Source organism: Pseudomonas sp. BMS12 (assembly GCF_001592875.1).
GTDB lineage: Bacteria > Pseudomonadota > Gammaproteobacteria > Pseudomonadales > Pseudomonadaceae > Aquipseudomonas.
The window spans coordinates 37,534-50,722 of record NZ_LSOF01000020.1 but is presented as its reverse complement, the minus strand read 5'-3'; the positions used below and the strand labels follow the sequence as shown (position 1 = coordinate 50,722).

At 65.2% G+C, this 13,189-nt stretch carries 13 protein-coding genes; 8 read left to right on the top strand and 5 right to left on the bottom strand.

What is annotated here, in order from left to right; all coding sequences use genetic code 11:
* The first annotated feature begins 120 nt into the window (after positions 1-120).
* Positions 121-1,401, top strand: a complete 1,281-nt coding sequence (gene gabT / locus AYB31_RS18835; RefSeq protein WP_068830541.1) for a 4-aminobutyrate--2-oxoglutarate transaminase — start codon at positions 121-123, stop codon at positions 1,399-1,401.
* A 378-nt stretch (positions 1,402-1,779) separates the two neighbouring features.
* Here gabT and AYB31_RS18830 read toward each other — a convergent pair whose 3' ends face one another.
* Complete coding sequence (locus tag AYB31_RS18830; protein WP_068830539.1) at positions 1,780-2,601, bottom strand: helix-turn-helix domain-containing protein; 822 nt, start codon at positions 2,599-2,601, stop codon at positions 1,780-1,782.
* A gap of 159 nt (positions 2,602-2,760) precedes the next feature.
* On the opposite strand from AYB31_RS18830, the gene AYB31_RS18825 reads away from it, so the two are divergent.
* Both AYB31_RS18825 and AYB31_RS18820 read left to right on the top strand, forming a co-directional pair.
* Entirely contained in the window at positions 2,761-4,206 is a 1,446-nt protein-coding gene (locus AYB31_RS18825; RefSeq protein ID WP_068830538.1) for an alanine/glycine:cation symporter family protein, read from the top strand.
* A 128-nt stretch (positions 4,207-4,334) separates the two neighbouring features.
* Complete coding sequence (locus tag AYB31_RS18820) at positions 4,335-5,327, top strand: asparaginase (RefSeq protein ID WP_068830536.1); 993 nt, start codon at positions 4,335-4,337, stop codon at positions 5,325-5,327.
* 117 nt (positions 5,328-5,444) lie between these two features.
* Here the strand turns inward: AYB31_RS18820 and glsB are convergent, their stop codons facing one another.
* Positions 5,445-6,368 (bottom strand): glutaminase B, encoded by a 924-nt coding sequence (gene glsB, locus AYB31_RS18815; RefSeq protein WP_068830534.1) that lies wholly within the window; start codon positions 6,366-6,368, stop codon positions 5,445-5,447.
* Positions 6,369-6,501: 133 nt separating this feature from the next.
* Here glsB and AYB31_RS18810 point away from each other — a divergent pair, with 133 nt between their 5' ends.
* The 3 genes from AYB31_RS18810 (at position 6,502) to AYB31_RS18800 (ending at position 9,849) form a co-directional block, all read left to right on the top strand.
* Positions 6,502-7,497, top strand: a complete 996-nt coding sequence (locus AYB31_RS18810; RefSeq protein ID WP_068830533.1) for an AraC family transcriptional regulator — start codon at positions 6,502-6,504, stop codon at positions 7,495-7,497.
* A gap of 203 nt (positions 7,498-7,700) precedes the next feature.
* Positions 7,701-8,732, top strand: a complete 1,032-nt coding sequence (locus tag AYB31_RS18805; RefSeq protein ID WP_068830531.1) for a histone deacetylase family protein — start codon at positions 7,701-7,703, stop codon at positions 8,730-8,732.
* A gap of 28 nt (positions 8,733-8,760) precedes the next feature.
* Positions 8,761-9,849 carry a polyamine ABC transporter substrate-binding protein gene (locus AYB31_RS18800; RefSeq protein WP_068830529.1) on the top strand — a complete coding sequence of 363 codons (1,089 nt, stop codon included), beginning with the start codon at positions 8,761-8,763 and terminating at the stop codon, positions 9,847-9,849.
* Between the two features lie 57 nt (positions 9,850-9,906).
* Here the strand turns inward: AYB31_RS18800 and AYB31_RS18795 are convergent, their stop codons facing one another.
* Together AYB31_RS18795 and AYB31_RS18790 are read right to left on the bottom strand one after the other, a co-directional pair.
* A complete protein-coding gene (locus AYB31_RS18795) occupies positions 9,907-10,305 on the bottom strand; it encodes a hypothetical protein (RefSeq protein ID WP_068830527.1) in 399 nt (132 codons plus the stop codon).
* Between the two features lie 74 nt (positions 10,306-10,379).
* Positions 10,380-11,441: a hypothetical protein gene (locus AYB31_RS18790; protein ID WP_068830526.1), complete on the bottom strand. Its 1,062-nt coding sequence runs from the start codon at positions 11,439-11,441 to the stop codon at positions 10,380-10,382.
* Between the two features lie 216 nt (positions 11,442-11,657).
* On the opposite strand from AYB31_RS18790, the gene AYB31_RS22405 reads away from it, so the two are divergent.
* A complete protein-coding gene (locus AYB31_RS22405) occupies positions 11,658-11,933 on the top strand; it encodes a response regulator transcription factor (protein ID WP_442961834.1) in 276 nt (91 codons plus the stop codon).
* The gene (locus tag AYB31_RS22130) at positions 11,930-12,142 is read left to right on the top strand and encodes a response regulator transcription factor (RefSeq protein WP_082805360.1); all 213 of its coding nucleotides are present in this window, start codon (positions 11,930-11,932) and stop codon (positions 12,140-12,142) included. Before AYB31_RS22405 ends, AYB31_RS22130 begins: the two co-directional genes overlap by 4 nt.
* 31 nt (positions 12,143-12,173) lie before the next feature.
* On the opposite strand, the gene AYB31_RS18780 is transcribed toward AYB31_RS22130, so the two are convergent.
* Positions 12,174-12,998, bottom strand: a complete 825-nt coding sequence (locus AYB31_RS18780) for an HDOD domain-containing protein (RefSeq protein WP_068830523.1) — start codon at positions 12,996-12,998, stop codon at positions 12,174-12,176.
* Between the last annotated feature and the right edge of the window lie 191 nt (positions 12,999-13,189).

The following is a 13,189-nucleotide window of genomic DNA, read 5'->3' as shown; positions in this document are numbered from 1 at the left end:
CCGGCGAACCCTGCAGACGGTTCGGTAGCGCGACTCCAGTTCGATCATCGTTAGCTGGCGCGTGTTGCCCCCGTCATCATCCTTGGACCGAGTCGCCCGCGAGCGGCTTATGAGGACACCATGAGCAAAACCAACGAATCCATCCTGCAACGCCGTGCCGCCGCTGTTCCGCGTGGTGTGGGCCAGATCCACCCAATCGTCGCCGAGCGCGCCGAGAACGCCACCGTGTGGGACGTCGAAGGCCGCGAGTACATCGACTTCGCCGGCGGTATCGCCGTGCTCAACACCGGCCACCTGCACCCGAAAGTGGTGGCAGCGGTGCAGGAACAGCTGACCAAGCTGAGCCACACCTGCTTCCAGGTGCTGGCCTACGAACCCTACATCGAGCTGTGCGAAGAAATCGCCAAGCGCGTACCGGGTGACTTCGCCAAGAAGACCCTGCTGGTCACCTCCGGCTCCGAAGCGGTCGAGAACGCCGTGAAGATCGCCCGTGCCGCCACCGGCCGCGCCGGCGTGATCGCCTTCACCGGCGCCTACCACGGCCGCACCATGATGACCCTGAGCCTGACCGGCAAGGTCGTGCCGTACTCCGCCGGCATGGGCCTGATGCCCGCTGGCGTGTACCGCGCCATGGCCCCGTGCGAAATCCACGGCGTCAGCGAAGACGAGTCGATCGCCAGCATCGAGCGCATCTTCAAGAACGACGCGCAGCCGCAGGACATTGCCGCCATCATCATCGAGCCGGTGCAGGGCGAAGGCGGTTTCTACGTCAATTCCCCGGCCTTCATGAAGCGCCTGCGCGCCCTGTGCGACCAGCACGGCATCCTGCTGATCGCCGACGAAGTACAGACCGGCGCCGGCCGTACCGGCACCTTCTTCGCCACCGAGCAACTGGGCGTGGTGCCTGACCTGACCACCTTCGCCAAATCGGTCGGCGGCGGTTTCCCGATCTCCGGCGTATGCGGCAAGGCCGAGATCATGGACGCCATCGCTCCCGGCGGCCTGGGTGGCACCTATGCCGGCAGCCCGATTGCCTGCGCAGCGGCCCTGGCCGTGCTCAAGGTGTTCGACGAAGAGAACCTGCTGCAGCGTTCGCAGGCCGTGGGCGAGAAGCTCAAGGCCGGCCTGCGCGACATCGCCGCCAAGCACAAGGTCATCGGTGACGTGCGCGGCCTGGGTTCGATGGTCGCCATCGAGCTGTTCGAAGGCGGCGACGCCAACAAGCCGGCCGCCGAGCTGACCGGCAAGATCGTCGCCAAGGCGCGCGAGAAGGGCCTGATCCTGCTGTCGTGCGGCACCTACTACAACGTGGTGCGCTTCCTGATGCCGGTGACCATCCCCGACGCCCAGCTGGAAAAAGGCCTGGCCATCGTCGCCGAGTGCTTCGACGAGCTGGCTTGACCCCTTCGCGCCGGCCCCGACTCTCCTGCCGGGGCTGGCCGAACATTGCGCCTGTGGCTCACCAGGCCAGGCGAATGCATTCAGACCCGCGCTTGCGGGTCTTTTTTTGCCTGCGATTCAGGGGCTTTCGTTTGGCCAGTGCTCGGTTGGGGCGGCTGGGCACAGCGATTACCCATGCCGCCGAGATTCACTCCTGATCGCGACTGAAGTCGCTCCCACGCTGCGCCGCCATAGCGCCTGTAGGAGGGGCCTTGGCCGCGACAGATAGATGGCTGGGCAAACGCGCCATGCGCCGAAACCCAGCGCCGTGGCTGTGGCTGCGCGGGGTTTCTCTGCGCTCGCCTGCGCGCCCGCCCAGCCTAAGCGGTGCGACGCGATTTACTCGATCTCGAACAACCCCTGGCGGATCTGCGCGCCGCCCAGGCGCTGGCGGGTATCAGCATCGATGCGCGGGTCGTCCGGGCTGTACAGACCGACCTGGCGGTAGGCGTTGACCCGGTTGACCTCGGCGCCGAGGAACTCCCACACCACGCGAGTACAGGCCGGCGTGCGCAGGTCGCCGCTGGACACCCCGGTCTTCAGGCCGTTGAGGCGGGTGATGCGGCTCTTGAAGCTGGGAATCAGGATGGTCTGACTCATCTCGTTGCCGGTCAGCGACTCGTAGTCCAGCAGGAACAGGCGATCCTGCAGGTAGAAGGCGGCGCCCAGGTAGCGGCAACGCACCCAGTCCTCGCTCTCGCCGCCGCGGGCGTGTTCCTGACGCTCCTGGCGCTCCTGGCGCTCGAACAGGAAGTCGCCACGTTCCTCACGCAACTGCACCAGCGACAACAGGATGCTGCCCGGCACCGACATGCAGTTGGAGTATTCGAAGTAGTAGCCGCAGTAGCGGCGCAGATCGCCGGCCTGCTCGCGCAACGGCTGCAGCAGTTGCAGCAGTGGGTCGCTGTCCAGACCAGGGCTCGGCTGCATGCCGCGGGCGCCGATCAGGCGGGCGAACTGCTCGGTCGGTAAGCCCAGCTCGTACTCCTCGACCCCGAAGAAATCACAGATGCGCTTGAGGTTGAACGGCGTGGGCCGACTCTGTCCGGCCAGGTAGCGGTTGAACTGGGCACGATTGATCGCCAGTCGCCGGCAGACTTCGGCAATCGAACGGTAGTGGCTGCACAGCAGCTTGAGGTTGTCGCCGAAGAACTCGGCCATGGCGTCATTCCGGGTGATGCGGGTGACGCGATTCTAGCATCAACTCGCATCAACTCGCCGCGACCCGCGAAATTGCCCGATGCCCGGTCGCGCCCGACCATTGCCGGGCTCTGCGCCTTGAGCGCTTCTTCGCCAGAACAACAAGAGAGACAACCCACCATGCTCGATCTTCTCAATGACCTGCTCTGGAGCAAGGTCCTCATCGTCGCCCTGGTTGGCCTCGGCCTGTACTTCACCATCGCCTCGCGCTTCGTCCAGCTGCGTTACTTCGGCAGCATGTTCAGCATCTTCGCCCAGGCCTTCAAACGTCAGCCGGGCCAGCTCAGCTCGTTCCAGGCCCTGATGCTCTCCGTCGCCGGGCGCGTCGGCGCCGGCAACATCGCCGGTGTGGCCGTGGCCATCACCCTCGGTGGCCCGGGTGCGGTGTTCTGGATGTGGCTGGTCGCCCTGCTGGGCATGTCCACCAGCTTCTTCGAGTGCTCGCTGGCCCAGCTGTTCAAGCGCCGCGAGGAAGACGGCAGCTACCGTGGCGGCCCGGCCTTCTACATCCAGCACGGCCTCGGTCTGCGCTGGCTGGCCATCATCTTCTCGATCCTGCTGCTGGTGACCTTCGGCTTCGGTTTCAACGCCCTGCAGGCCTACACCGTAGCCAGTTCGCTGCATGACACCTTCGGCGTGCCCACCCATTTCAGCGGCATCGCCCTGGTGGTGGTGATCGGTCTGATCATCTTCGGCGGCATCAAGCGCATCGCCAGCACCGCCGACGTGCTGGTACCGGTCATGGCCACCTCCTACATCATCATGGCCCTGGCGGTCATCGGCATGAACATCGATGCCGTGCCGGCCACCCTGGCGCTGATCGTCAAGAGTGCCTTCGGCCTGGAGCCGGCCTTCGCCGGCGGCATCGGCGCGGCCATCGTGATGGGCGTCAAGCGCGGCCTGTTCTCCAACGAAGCAGGTCTGGGTAGCGCGCCGAACGTCGCCGCCGTGGCCGAGGTCAAGCATCCGGCCGCTCAGGGCATTGTGCAGTCGCTCAGCGTGTTCATCGACACCCTGCTGATCTGCACCAGCACCGCGCTGATCATCCTGCTCTCCGGCGTGTACCAGCCGGGCGCCGAGATCGGCGGCGTGATCCTCACCCAGAGCGCCATGGCCGCCGTGGTCGGCGAGTGGGGCCGGGTGTTCGTCAGCCTGGCGCTGCTGCTCTTCGTCTTCACCACCCTGGTGTACAACTACTACCTGGGCGAGAACGCGCTGGGCTTCTTCAGCAACAAGAAGCCGCTGCTGATCGCCTACCGTGCCCTGGTCATCGCCCTGGTGCTGTGGGGCTCGATGCAGGACCTGTCCACCGTGTTCGCCTTCGCCGACGTGACCATGGGCCTGCTGGCGCTGGTCAACCTGGTAGCCCTGGCCCTGCTGTTCAAGGTCGGCCTGCGCCTGATGCGCGACTACGACAACCAGGTGAAGGCCGGCGTGGAAACGCCGGTGCTGGACGCCAAGCAGTTCGCCGACCTGGACCTCGACCCCAGCGTATGGACGGCCAATCAGGCGCCGCTGAACGCCAGCGAACCTGCCGAAATCGCCCATCACCTGCACCAGCGCTAAGTCGCTGCCAGACCAGGGAAGGGGGCGACAGCCCCCTTTTCTTTGCCCAAGTGCCGGCGATTCACCGCTAAACTGCGGCGAAACCACCCTCCACCGGCACCCTTTTACTGCCCGTTGTTGGAATGCCCATGACTCCTTCGCAGAACCTGCTGGTGCTCTACACCGGCGGCACCATTGGCATGCAGATGACCGAGGCCGGCCTGGCACCGGCCTCCGGTTTCGAAGCGCGCCTGCGCGCCGAACAAGCCTTGCACCCCGAGCGTCCGGCACCGGCCTGGCGCTTCCAGGAGCTGTCACCACCGATCGACAGCGCCAACATGCGCCAGAGCCACTGGCTGGCGATGCGCGACGCCATCGTCCAGGCCGTCGACGAACAGGGCTGCGATGCCGTGCTGCTGCTGCATGGCACCGATACCCTGGCCTACAGTGCCGCGGCGCTGAGCTTCCTGCTGCTGGGCATCCGGGTGCCCGTAGTGCTGACCGGCTCCATGCTGCCGGCCGGCAGCCCCGGCAGCGATGCCTGGCCCAACCTGTTCGGCGCCATGGCCGCCCTGGCCGAAGGCTGCCTGCCGGGCGTGCACCTGTACTTCGCCGGCCAGCTGCTGCACGGCGCCCGCGCCAGCAAGCTGAAGAGCGAGGCGTTCGACGCCTTTGCCAACACCACCCGACCACGCCAGGGCCGGCACCTCGACGAGCTGCCAGCGGCCCTGCACTATCGCCAGCCACGCAGCACGGTGCGCCTGGCCGTGCAGCCACTGTTCCCCGGCGTAGACGCAGCCCAGTTGCGCGCCACCCTGGCCAGCGCGCCCCAGGGCCTGCTGCTGGAGTGCTATGGCAGCGGCACCGGCCCGGCCGATGACGCCGAACTGCTCGACGTGCTGCGCGAGGCGCACGCGCGTGGCGTGGTGCTGGCCGCCATCAGCCAGTGCTCGCAGGGGCATGTGGAATTCGGTGTGTACGCCGCTGGCAGCGCGCTGGCCGGCGTCGGCCTGGTCAGCGGTGGTGGTATGACCCGCGAAGCGGCCCTGGGCAAGCTGTTCGGCCTGCTCGGCGCCGGCCTGCCACAGGCCGAGGTCGAGCAGCTGTTCGCCCTCGACCTGTGTGGCGAGCTGGCCGAGTAGTTCATCCGCAGCAGGAGCAGTCAGGGGCCTTTGTGGGAGTGGCTTCAGCCACGATCAGGGCTGACAGCATCGCGGCTAAAGCGGAGTGCCGCCCAGCCGCTCCCACGCTGTGTCCAATCAGCCCTGCAAGGGTGCAAACACCGACCAGCCGATGCGCTCGCTGAGCAGCTCCAGCGCCGCCATGCCGGCCAGCGAGTTGCCGGCGGCGTTCAGCTCCGGTGACCACACGCAGACGCTGAAGCGCCCCGGCACCACGGCGACTATGCCGCCACCGACACCGCTCTTGCCCGGCAGGCCGACGCGGTAGGCGAAGTTGCCGGCCTCGTCGTACAGCCCGCTGGTGGCCATGATGGCGTTGACCTGCTGGGTCTGCCGTGGGCTCAGCACCTGCTCGCCGCTGTGCGGGCAGCGCCCCTGGCTGGCGAGGAAGGCGAAGGCGCGGGCCAGGTCGACGCAGCTCATGGCCAGCGCGCAATGGTGGAAATAGCTGCGCAGCACCACCTCTACTTCGTTGTGAAAGTTGCCGAACGACTGCATCAGGTAGGCCGCCGCCGCATTGCGCGCGCGGTGCTGGTATTCCGACTCGGCCACCTTCATGTCCGCCACCACCTGGGCGTTGCCGGACAGGCGCCGGGCGAAGTCGCGCAGCGACAGCGCCGGCGCGGCGAAGCGCGACTCGTTGATGTCGCAGATCACCAGCGCGCCGGCATTGATGAAGGGGTTGCGCGGCCGGCCGCGCTCGAACTCCAGCTGCACCAGCGAATTGAACGGCTGCCCGGACGGCTCGTGGCCGAGGCGCTGCCAGATCTCCTCACCGGAATGCTGAATCGCCTGGACCAGGCTGAATACCTTGGAAATACTCTGGATCGAGAAAGCCCTGTCGGCATCGCCAGCGGTGTGCAGGCTGCCATCCACGCCGAACACGGCGATGCCCAGTTGCGCACCCGGCACTTCGGCCAGTGCGGGAATGTAGTCGGCGACCTTGCCCTGGCCGAGCAGCGGGCGAACCTGCTCGACGATCTCGTTCAACAGTGCTTGCATGCACGAACTCCAAACCACGCCGGACCGGCTCCGGCGTTCAGCACTAGACGCCGGTCGGGCGCTTGCCATCACCTTGAAATTCGGGGGCATAGTTCTTGCTGCATCAACAGCCTCATCGGCCCGTCGTATCGCCATGCTGCACTCGCAAGTCACCACCCTGCACACCGTATCCCTGATCCTCCAGTTGCTCGGCGAGCAGCCGCAGATCAGCGCCGAAGCCTTGCTGGCCGGCAGCGGCATTCGCCTGGGCGACCTGCAGCACCCGGACTTTCGCATCAGCACCGCGCAGGAAATGCGCGTCTGTGCCAATGCCCGCGAGCATTGCCAGAGCCTCGGCCTGGAGCTGGGCCGGCGCATGCATGTGTCGGCCTATGGCGCGCTGGGTTACACCCTGCTGTCCAGCGCTACCCTGGGTGACGCCCTGCAGCTGGCCCTGGAGTTTCCCGCTCTGCTCGGAACCTACTTCGAGCTGAGCCTGCCGCGCGAAGGCGACCTGGTTTACATGCAGGCTGCCGGCTACCGCGACCAGCCGGCGCTGGAAACCTTCAACACCGAGTTCTGCCTGGCCTCGCTGAAGCTGATCTGCGACGACCTGCTGGGGCAACCGCTGCCCCTGATCGGTGCACAGTTCCGCCATGCCGCGCCAGCGTACGAGGCGCAGTACCAGCACAGCTTCCCCTGCCCACGTCAGTTCGAGGCCCCGCGCAACGCCTTCGCCTTCTCTGCCGCCTGGCTGGAGCAGCGCCTGCCGCTGGCCGACCCGGTGACCCATTGCGACATGCTTGCGCGCTGCCGGCAGATCAACCAGGAATTCGTCAGCCGCCAGTCGCTGGTGATGCGCTGCCGCCAGCTGCTCGCCGCCCAGCTCGAAGCGCCGCCCGGCCTGGATGGCCTGGCCAGCCAGCTGCACTGCTCCTCGCGCAGCCTGCGCCGCCACCTGCACGATGCCGGCAGCAACTACCAGAGCCTGCTCGACGAACTGCGCTTCGCCCGTGCCCGCCAGCTGCTGGAGCAGGGTGAACTGCCGATCTACCGCATCGCCGAAGCCATGGGCTACAGCGAAACCGCCAGCTTCCGCCATGCCTTCCAGCGCTGGAGCGGACAGCCGCCGAGTCGCTTTCGCGCCTGACTCAGGACGTCCGCTGTAAACCCCAGTGGGAGCGGCTTTAGCCGCGAATCCTGGCTGTCCTGCGCTCAGGCATCTGCCCGGACTGCGCATCGCGCTCACTTAAAATTGGCCACATCTATCCCCTTGTGGCCACTCCGCACGTTCTCCGTCACGCCAATCGCCGTCAAGAATGAAGGCCGGATGTCTGACAGGAGAACAACAAGATGCTCACGATTTATAGCGACGACCACCGCCTGCACCACGGCCGTTGCGAGCTGATCGACGGCGAACTCAAGCCCTGCTTCGAGATGCCCTCGCGTGCCGACCATGTACTCAAGCGCGTGCGTGACCGTGCCCTGGGCGAAGTGCGCGAGCCCGGCGACTTCGGCATGCAGCCGATCGCCCGCGTGCATGCCGGCGACTACCTGGAATTCCTCGAAGGTGCCTGGGCGCGTTGGGCCGCCGAGGGCAACCCGGATGGCGACCTGCTGCCCTTCACCTGGCCGGCGCGTACCCTGCGCGCGGTGCGCCCGGACAGCCTGTACGGCCAGGTCGGCTACTACAGCTTTGACGGCGGCGCGCCGATCACCCCCGGTACCTGGCAGGCCGTATACAGCTCGGCCCAGGTTGCCCTGACCGGTCAGCAGGCCATTGCCCAGGGCGCCAACAGCGCCTTCGCCCTGTGCCGTCCGCCAGGCCACCATGCCGCCGCCGACCTGATGGGCGGCTACTGCTACCTGAACAACGCCGCCATCGCCGCCCAGGCCTGCCTGGACCAGGGTGCCCTACGCGTGGCCATCCTCGATGTCGACTACCACCACGGCAACGGCACCCAGTCGATCTTCTACAACCGCAACGACGTGCTGGTGACCTCGATCCACGGCGACCCCAGCTTCGAGTTCCCCTTCTTCCTCGGCTATGCCGACGAAGTCGGCGAAGGCGCCGGGCGTGGCTTCAACTACAACCTGCCGCTGGCCGCCGGCAGCGACTGGGCGGCCTGGAGCGCCGCCCTGGAAAGCGCCTGCCAGCGCATCGCCGCCTACGCGCCGGACGTGGTGCTGGTATCGCTGGGCGTCGACACCTTCAAGGAAGACCCGATCTCCCAGTTCAAGCTGGACAGCCCGGACTACCTGCGCATGGGCCAACGCATCGCCGCACTGGGCAAGCCAACCCTGTTCATCATGGAGGGTGGCTACGCGGTGGAAGAGATCGGCATCAACGCCGTCAACGTACTCGAAGGTTTCCAGGGCGCCTGAGCCCATCCAACCAGGGGAGAGATGCACCATGAGAAAAGCCATCCCGCTACTGTTCGGCGCCACGCTCTGTGCCGGCGCGCTGCAGGCCAGTGCCGCCGAGCTGCACGTCTACAACTGGGCCGACTACATGCTGCCCGAGGTGCCCAAGACGTTCGCCAAGAACACCGGCATCAAGCTGACCTGGGACACCTACGAATCCAACGAGGCGCTGGAAGCCAAGCTGCTGGCCGGCAACTCCGGCTACGACCTGGTGGTGCCGACCAACACCTTCCTGGAAAACCAGATCAAGGCCGGCGTGTACCAGAAGCTGGACAAGACCAAGCTGCCCAACTGGCAGCACCTGAACCCCAACCTGCTGCAGCTGATGAGCGCCAACGACCCCGGCAACCAGTACGCCGTACCCTACATGTACGGCACCGTGCTGATCGGCTACAACCCGGACAAGGTCAAGGCCGCCCTCGGCGACGACGCGCCGGTGAACAGCTGGGACCTGGTGTTCAAGCCGGAAAACATAGAGAAGCTGAAGAGCTGCGGCGTGGCCATGCTCGACTCGCCCGCCGAGATCCTGCCGATCGCCCTCGACTACCTGGGCCTGGACCCCAACAGCACCAACCCTGCCGACTACGACAAGGCCACCGAGTTGCTGCTGAAAGTGCGCCCCTACGTGGCCTACTTCCACTCGGCCAAGTACATGACCGATATCGCCAACGGCGACATCTGCGTGGCCATCGGCTATTCCGGCAGCTTCTTCCAGTTCGCCAACCGCGCCAAGGAAGCCGGTAACGGCGTGGTGGTGAAATGGAAGCTGCCGAAGGAAGGCGCGCCGCTGTGGTACGACTCCTTCGCCATCCCGGCCGATGCCAAGAACGTCGACGAGGCCCTCGCCTTCCTCGACAACCTGCTCGATCCCAAGGTGGTGGCGCCGATCAGCGACTTCCTCGGCTATCCCAACCCGAACAAGGACGCCATGCCGCTGGTCAGCGCGGCCATCCGCGACGATGCCGACCTGGCACCGCCAGAGGACGTGCAGAAGAACCTTTACGTGCTCAAGCCCTTGCCGCAGAAAGTCGAGCGCGTGCGAACGCGAGTCTGGAGCAAGATCAAGACCGGCAACTGAACCGCCCGTGTGGAATAAAAAGACCGGCTAAGGGCCGGTCTTTTTCTCACCTGGGGATCAGTGCCACATGCCCTTGATCTGCGCCAACTTCAGGCCATTGATCAGACAGTGATTGGGATTGCCCGGCAGCGGGTCTTTTACGACATGGCCGCCGTAGTTGATCACCGTGGTGCTGTTGCCGCTCATGTAGGCAGCGCCAAACGCCCACCCCGTGTCCGTCGCGACCAGGGCCGCAGGCGTCTGGTTGCCACTGCTGGCACACAGCGCAGAGACTCGGTAGAGGCGGTCGTTACTGTCGCGATCTTCCTTCTGGTAGTTGTTGTCGGTATTGGCCGCGCCACCACGGACAATCATCACGCCTTTGCCCACTTCCGCGGCCTGCGCAGCGCCTGCAGCAAGAGCAGAAAGCAGCAGGCCGAAGGCCAGCGCTTGGGGTTTCTTCAGAGAGTTTTTCATCATCGAGTTCCTTTACGAAGCAAGACAGATGTCTTGAGCACTCGGCCAGCAACGGCCGAGGCTCGGTCCTGGTTTCAGTGCGCGATATCGCGGGCGTGGGTCTGTCCCGGCCAGACGCCGGTCATCTCGATCTCGCGATGCCCGGTCAGCCATTGGCCCAGAGGGCTGGGCCACTTGAAGGTGTAGTGGTCGCTGTTGATCATGCCCTTGAAGGTGATATTCACCACGATATTGGTGGCGCTCAGCGGGATGTTGGAGACCGTCTTCGACAGGCCACCGCTCAACGAGAAAGACTCGTTTTTCTTGCCCTGCGGGGTGTCGTAGCTCAGCTGAATGCTGGTGATGTAGGTACAGCCCGGCTTGTTGTTGAACAGAATCTGCAGGGCGCCCAGGCGAGTGATCCAGTTGGGGATCAGCAGATTGCCGTCGAACGACGCGAAGGTATAGGCGATCGGCACCGAGCCGCTGGGCTCCTTGTTCGGCGTGTTGGGCCACAGGTGCTGGTCGAGCTGCTTGGTTTCCTTGGTGGAAACGAAGGAGCCCTTGGCGTTGGCCCCGGCCACCATCTCCTGAACGGCGCTTGCCGAGCCGCTGAGAGAGAACGAGGAGTTGTTGTCCTGCGAGCCGAGGTTGAGGCCGCTGTTGGCGTAGATCACGCTGGTGATCACGCCAAAGCCCTGAGCGATATTGCCGCCGCTGCCCATGCTCACCGAGCCAGCCTGCTGCGCCAGCCACTGCAGGGTTTCCGGTTTGCTCAGCACGGTCAGGTCGCTGATGAATTCCTCGTTGGCGATGCCGAACTCCGAGGCAATCGAACCGACGCTGGCGAAATCCCAGGTCAGCTGGGTGCCCGCGGTGATCTTGGTGCCGGTCTCGGGGTCGGTGGCCGAGCCATCCAGCTCGACGTTGGCCTGGCTGCGCCTGACGTTGCTGGATGCCAGCTTCCACTGGTTGGGTATGCCCCGGTTGCTGACGGAGATACCCGGTGTAGCCTCCTTCACCAGGGTGAAGTCGCCGTCGTCCGGCGAAACGATACCCACGGCCCCGACCTTGAATTTCGGGTCGAGCGTCCAGTTGCCCCAATAGGCCGGACGGCCCGCGCGGATCAGATCGGTAAATGTGCGATTCCAATTCATGGCAGTAATCCTTGCAGTTGTTCATCCAAACGCGTCACGGCATCCGCCGTGACACCTGCGCCGATTACTGCAACCCACTTCTCGCCTCGAACACCGGCCCCTGAGAGTTAATCGACAGCTGCATGCTGGCGACTAACCTGATGGCCTGATATTGGGCAATTTCGGTATTGCCAGAGATAAGGGTGCGCAAGCAGGAAGCTGTCGCAGCGCAATGCTGTGCCATGGCCGGGCGGGTCTGCGTCGGGCGCTGAACAGGACAGGGAAGTGCTTACGGCACGGGAGAAGGAGGCGCTCTCGCTGGTCGCCAGAGGCTTCACGGACCGCGAGATTGCAGAACTACTGACGATTTCTCTGAGTACTGCCCGGAAGCACCGGGAGAATGTGCAAAGGAAGCTGGACCTGCACAAGTCGGCACAGCTGACGGTTCATTACCTTGAGCACGCCATGCCCGGTGCCAAAAAAAACCGCCCGCGGCACTCGCTACACCCCTGAGCGCTCGAGAAACGCAAATCCTGGTTCTGTTCGCCCAGGGCCTCAGCGACAAACAGGCCGCTCGCGCACTCGGCATCAGCGACCTGACCGTGCGCAAGCACCGCAGCAACCTGCAGCAGAAACTGCAGGTGTCGAATGTGTGCGCCCTGTTATTCGAGGCCGTCGAGAATGGCTGGCTGGTCCTACCAGCCAGCCACCTGCAGCGTTGAGCAGAGCGCGATAGGGCAGGGCAGCCGGCAGTCAGTCCAGTAGCTGCGCGAAGCTCTTGTCGGCCTCCAGCACCTCGGGCAGCTTGTCGAACAGGGCATCCAGGTCGATGCCCTCGCACAGCGGGCTGTCCAGCTCCTCGCGGGTCTTGGCCAGGTCGCCATTGTGCAGGCGCAAGGCTTCGGCAATCAGCACCGCCTGCGCCACCAGGCGTGGCAGGGGCATGTCCACCGGTGCCTGATGCGGGCGCGCCTGCAGGGCAATGGCCTGCTGGATTACCTCCGGCAGCTGCCAACGCCGTGCCAGCTCGGCGCCGACCTCGGGGAAGCCAAAGCCCAGCTGCAGGGTCTCCAACGCCACCCGCCCGGCCGCGTCGGTCTTGCCGCTACGGTTGAGGCGCGCCGCCAGCTCCGGTGCTCCGGTCTGGATCAATAGCTCGCCGATGTTGTGCATCATGCCGCAGGTGAAAGCCGTCTCCACCGCCACGCCACGGGTCTTGGCCAGCAGCCGGCAGATGCTCGCCACCTGGAAGCTGTGCAGCCAGAACGCCTTGAGATCGAAGCCGGAGTCGGTCTTGAAGGCACCGGTGACCGCCGAGGCCAGCACCAGGGTGCGCAGGGTGTTGAAGCCCAGGCGCGAGGCGGCATCCTCGACGCTACTGGCCTCGCGGGCACCACGAAAACGCGCCGAGTTGGCCAGCCGCAATACCTTGGCGGCAATCACCGGGTCCAAGGCGATATTGTTCGCCACGGCATCCAGGCTGGTGTTGGGGTTGTCGAACTGCTGGATAAGATCCTGAGCGACCTTGGGAATACTGGGTAGGCTGTGCAGCTGGGAGAAGAGGCTGTCGATATCCATGAGGCAGCTCCGGCGAAGCGGAAAGGGGTGGGTTGGACTAAGAACCTTAGTCAGCCCATCCGCCGCTTACGGTGCCTTTCGTCGCATGGTTCGGTGTAGCCAGCCTCCCCCGCCGACTGCTGGTTCTGCCTCATATCAGAAGAGGTGAACGACCGGGCCGCTGCACAAAAAGCGTACGAAACCTTCCAGCC

Coding starts and splice junctions, on each gene's coding strand:
- gabT (WP_068830541.1), top strand. CDS start 121: ATGAGCAAAACCAACGAATCCATCCTGCAACGCCGTGCCGCCGCTGTT.
- AYB31_RS18830 (WP_068830539.1), bottom strand. CDS start 2,601: ATGGCCGAGTTCTTCGGCGACAACCTCAAGCTGCTGTGCAGCCACTAC.
- AYB31_RS18825 (WP_068830538.1), top strand. CDS start 2,761: ATGCTCGATCTTCTCAATGACCTGCTCTGGAGCAAGGTCCTCATCGTC.
- AYB31_RS18820 (WP_068830536.1), top strand. CDS start 4,335: ATGACTCCTTCGCAGAACCTGCTGGTGCTCTACACCGGCGGCACCATT.
- glsB (WP_068830534.1), bottom strand. CDS start 6,368: ATGCAAGCACTGTTGAACGAGATCGTCGAGCAGGTTCGCCCGCTGCTC.
- AYB31_RS18810 (WP_068830533.1), top strand. CDS start 6,502: ATGCTGCACTCGCAAGTCACCACCCTGCACACCGTATCCCTGATCCTC.
- AYB31_RS18805 (WP_068830531.1), top strand. CDS start 7,701: ATGCTCACGATTTATAGCGACGACCACCGCCTGCACCACGGCCGTTGC.
- AYB31_RS18800 (WP_068830529.1), top strand. CDS start 8,761: ATGAGAAAAGCCATCCCGCTACTGTTCGGCGCCACGCTCTGTGCCGGC.
- AYB31_RS18795 (WP_068830527.1), bottom strand. CDS start 10,305: ATGAAAAACTCTCTGAAGAAACCCCAAGCGCTGGCCTTCGGCCTGCTG.
- AYB31_RS18790 (WP_068830526.1), bottom strand. CDS start 11,441: ATGAATTGGAATCGCACATTTACCGATCTGATCCGCGCGGGCCGTCCG.
- AYB31_RS18780 (WP_068830523.1), bottom strand. CDS start 12,998: ATGGATATCGACAGCCTCTTCTCCCAGCTGCACAGCCTACCCAGTATT.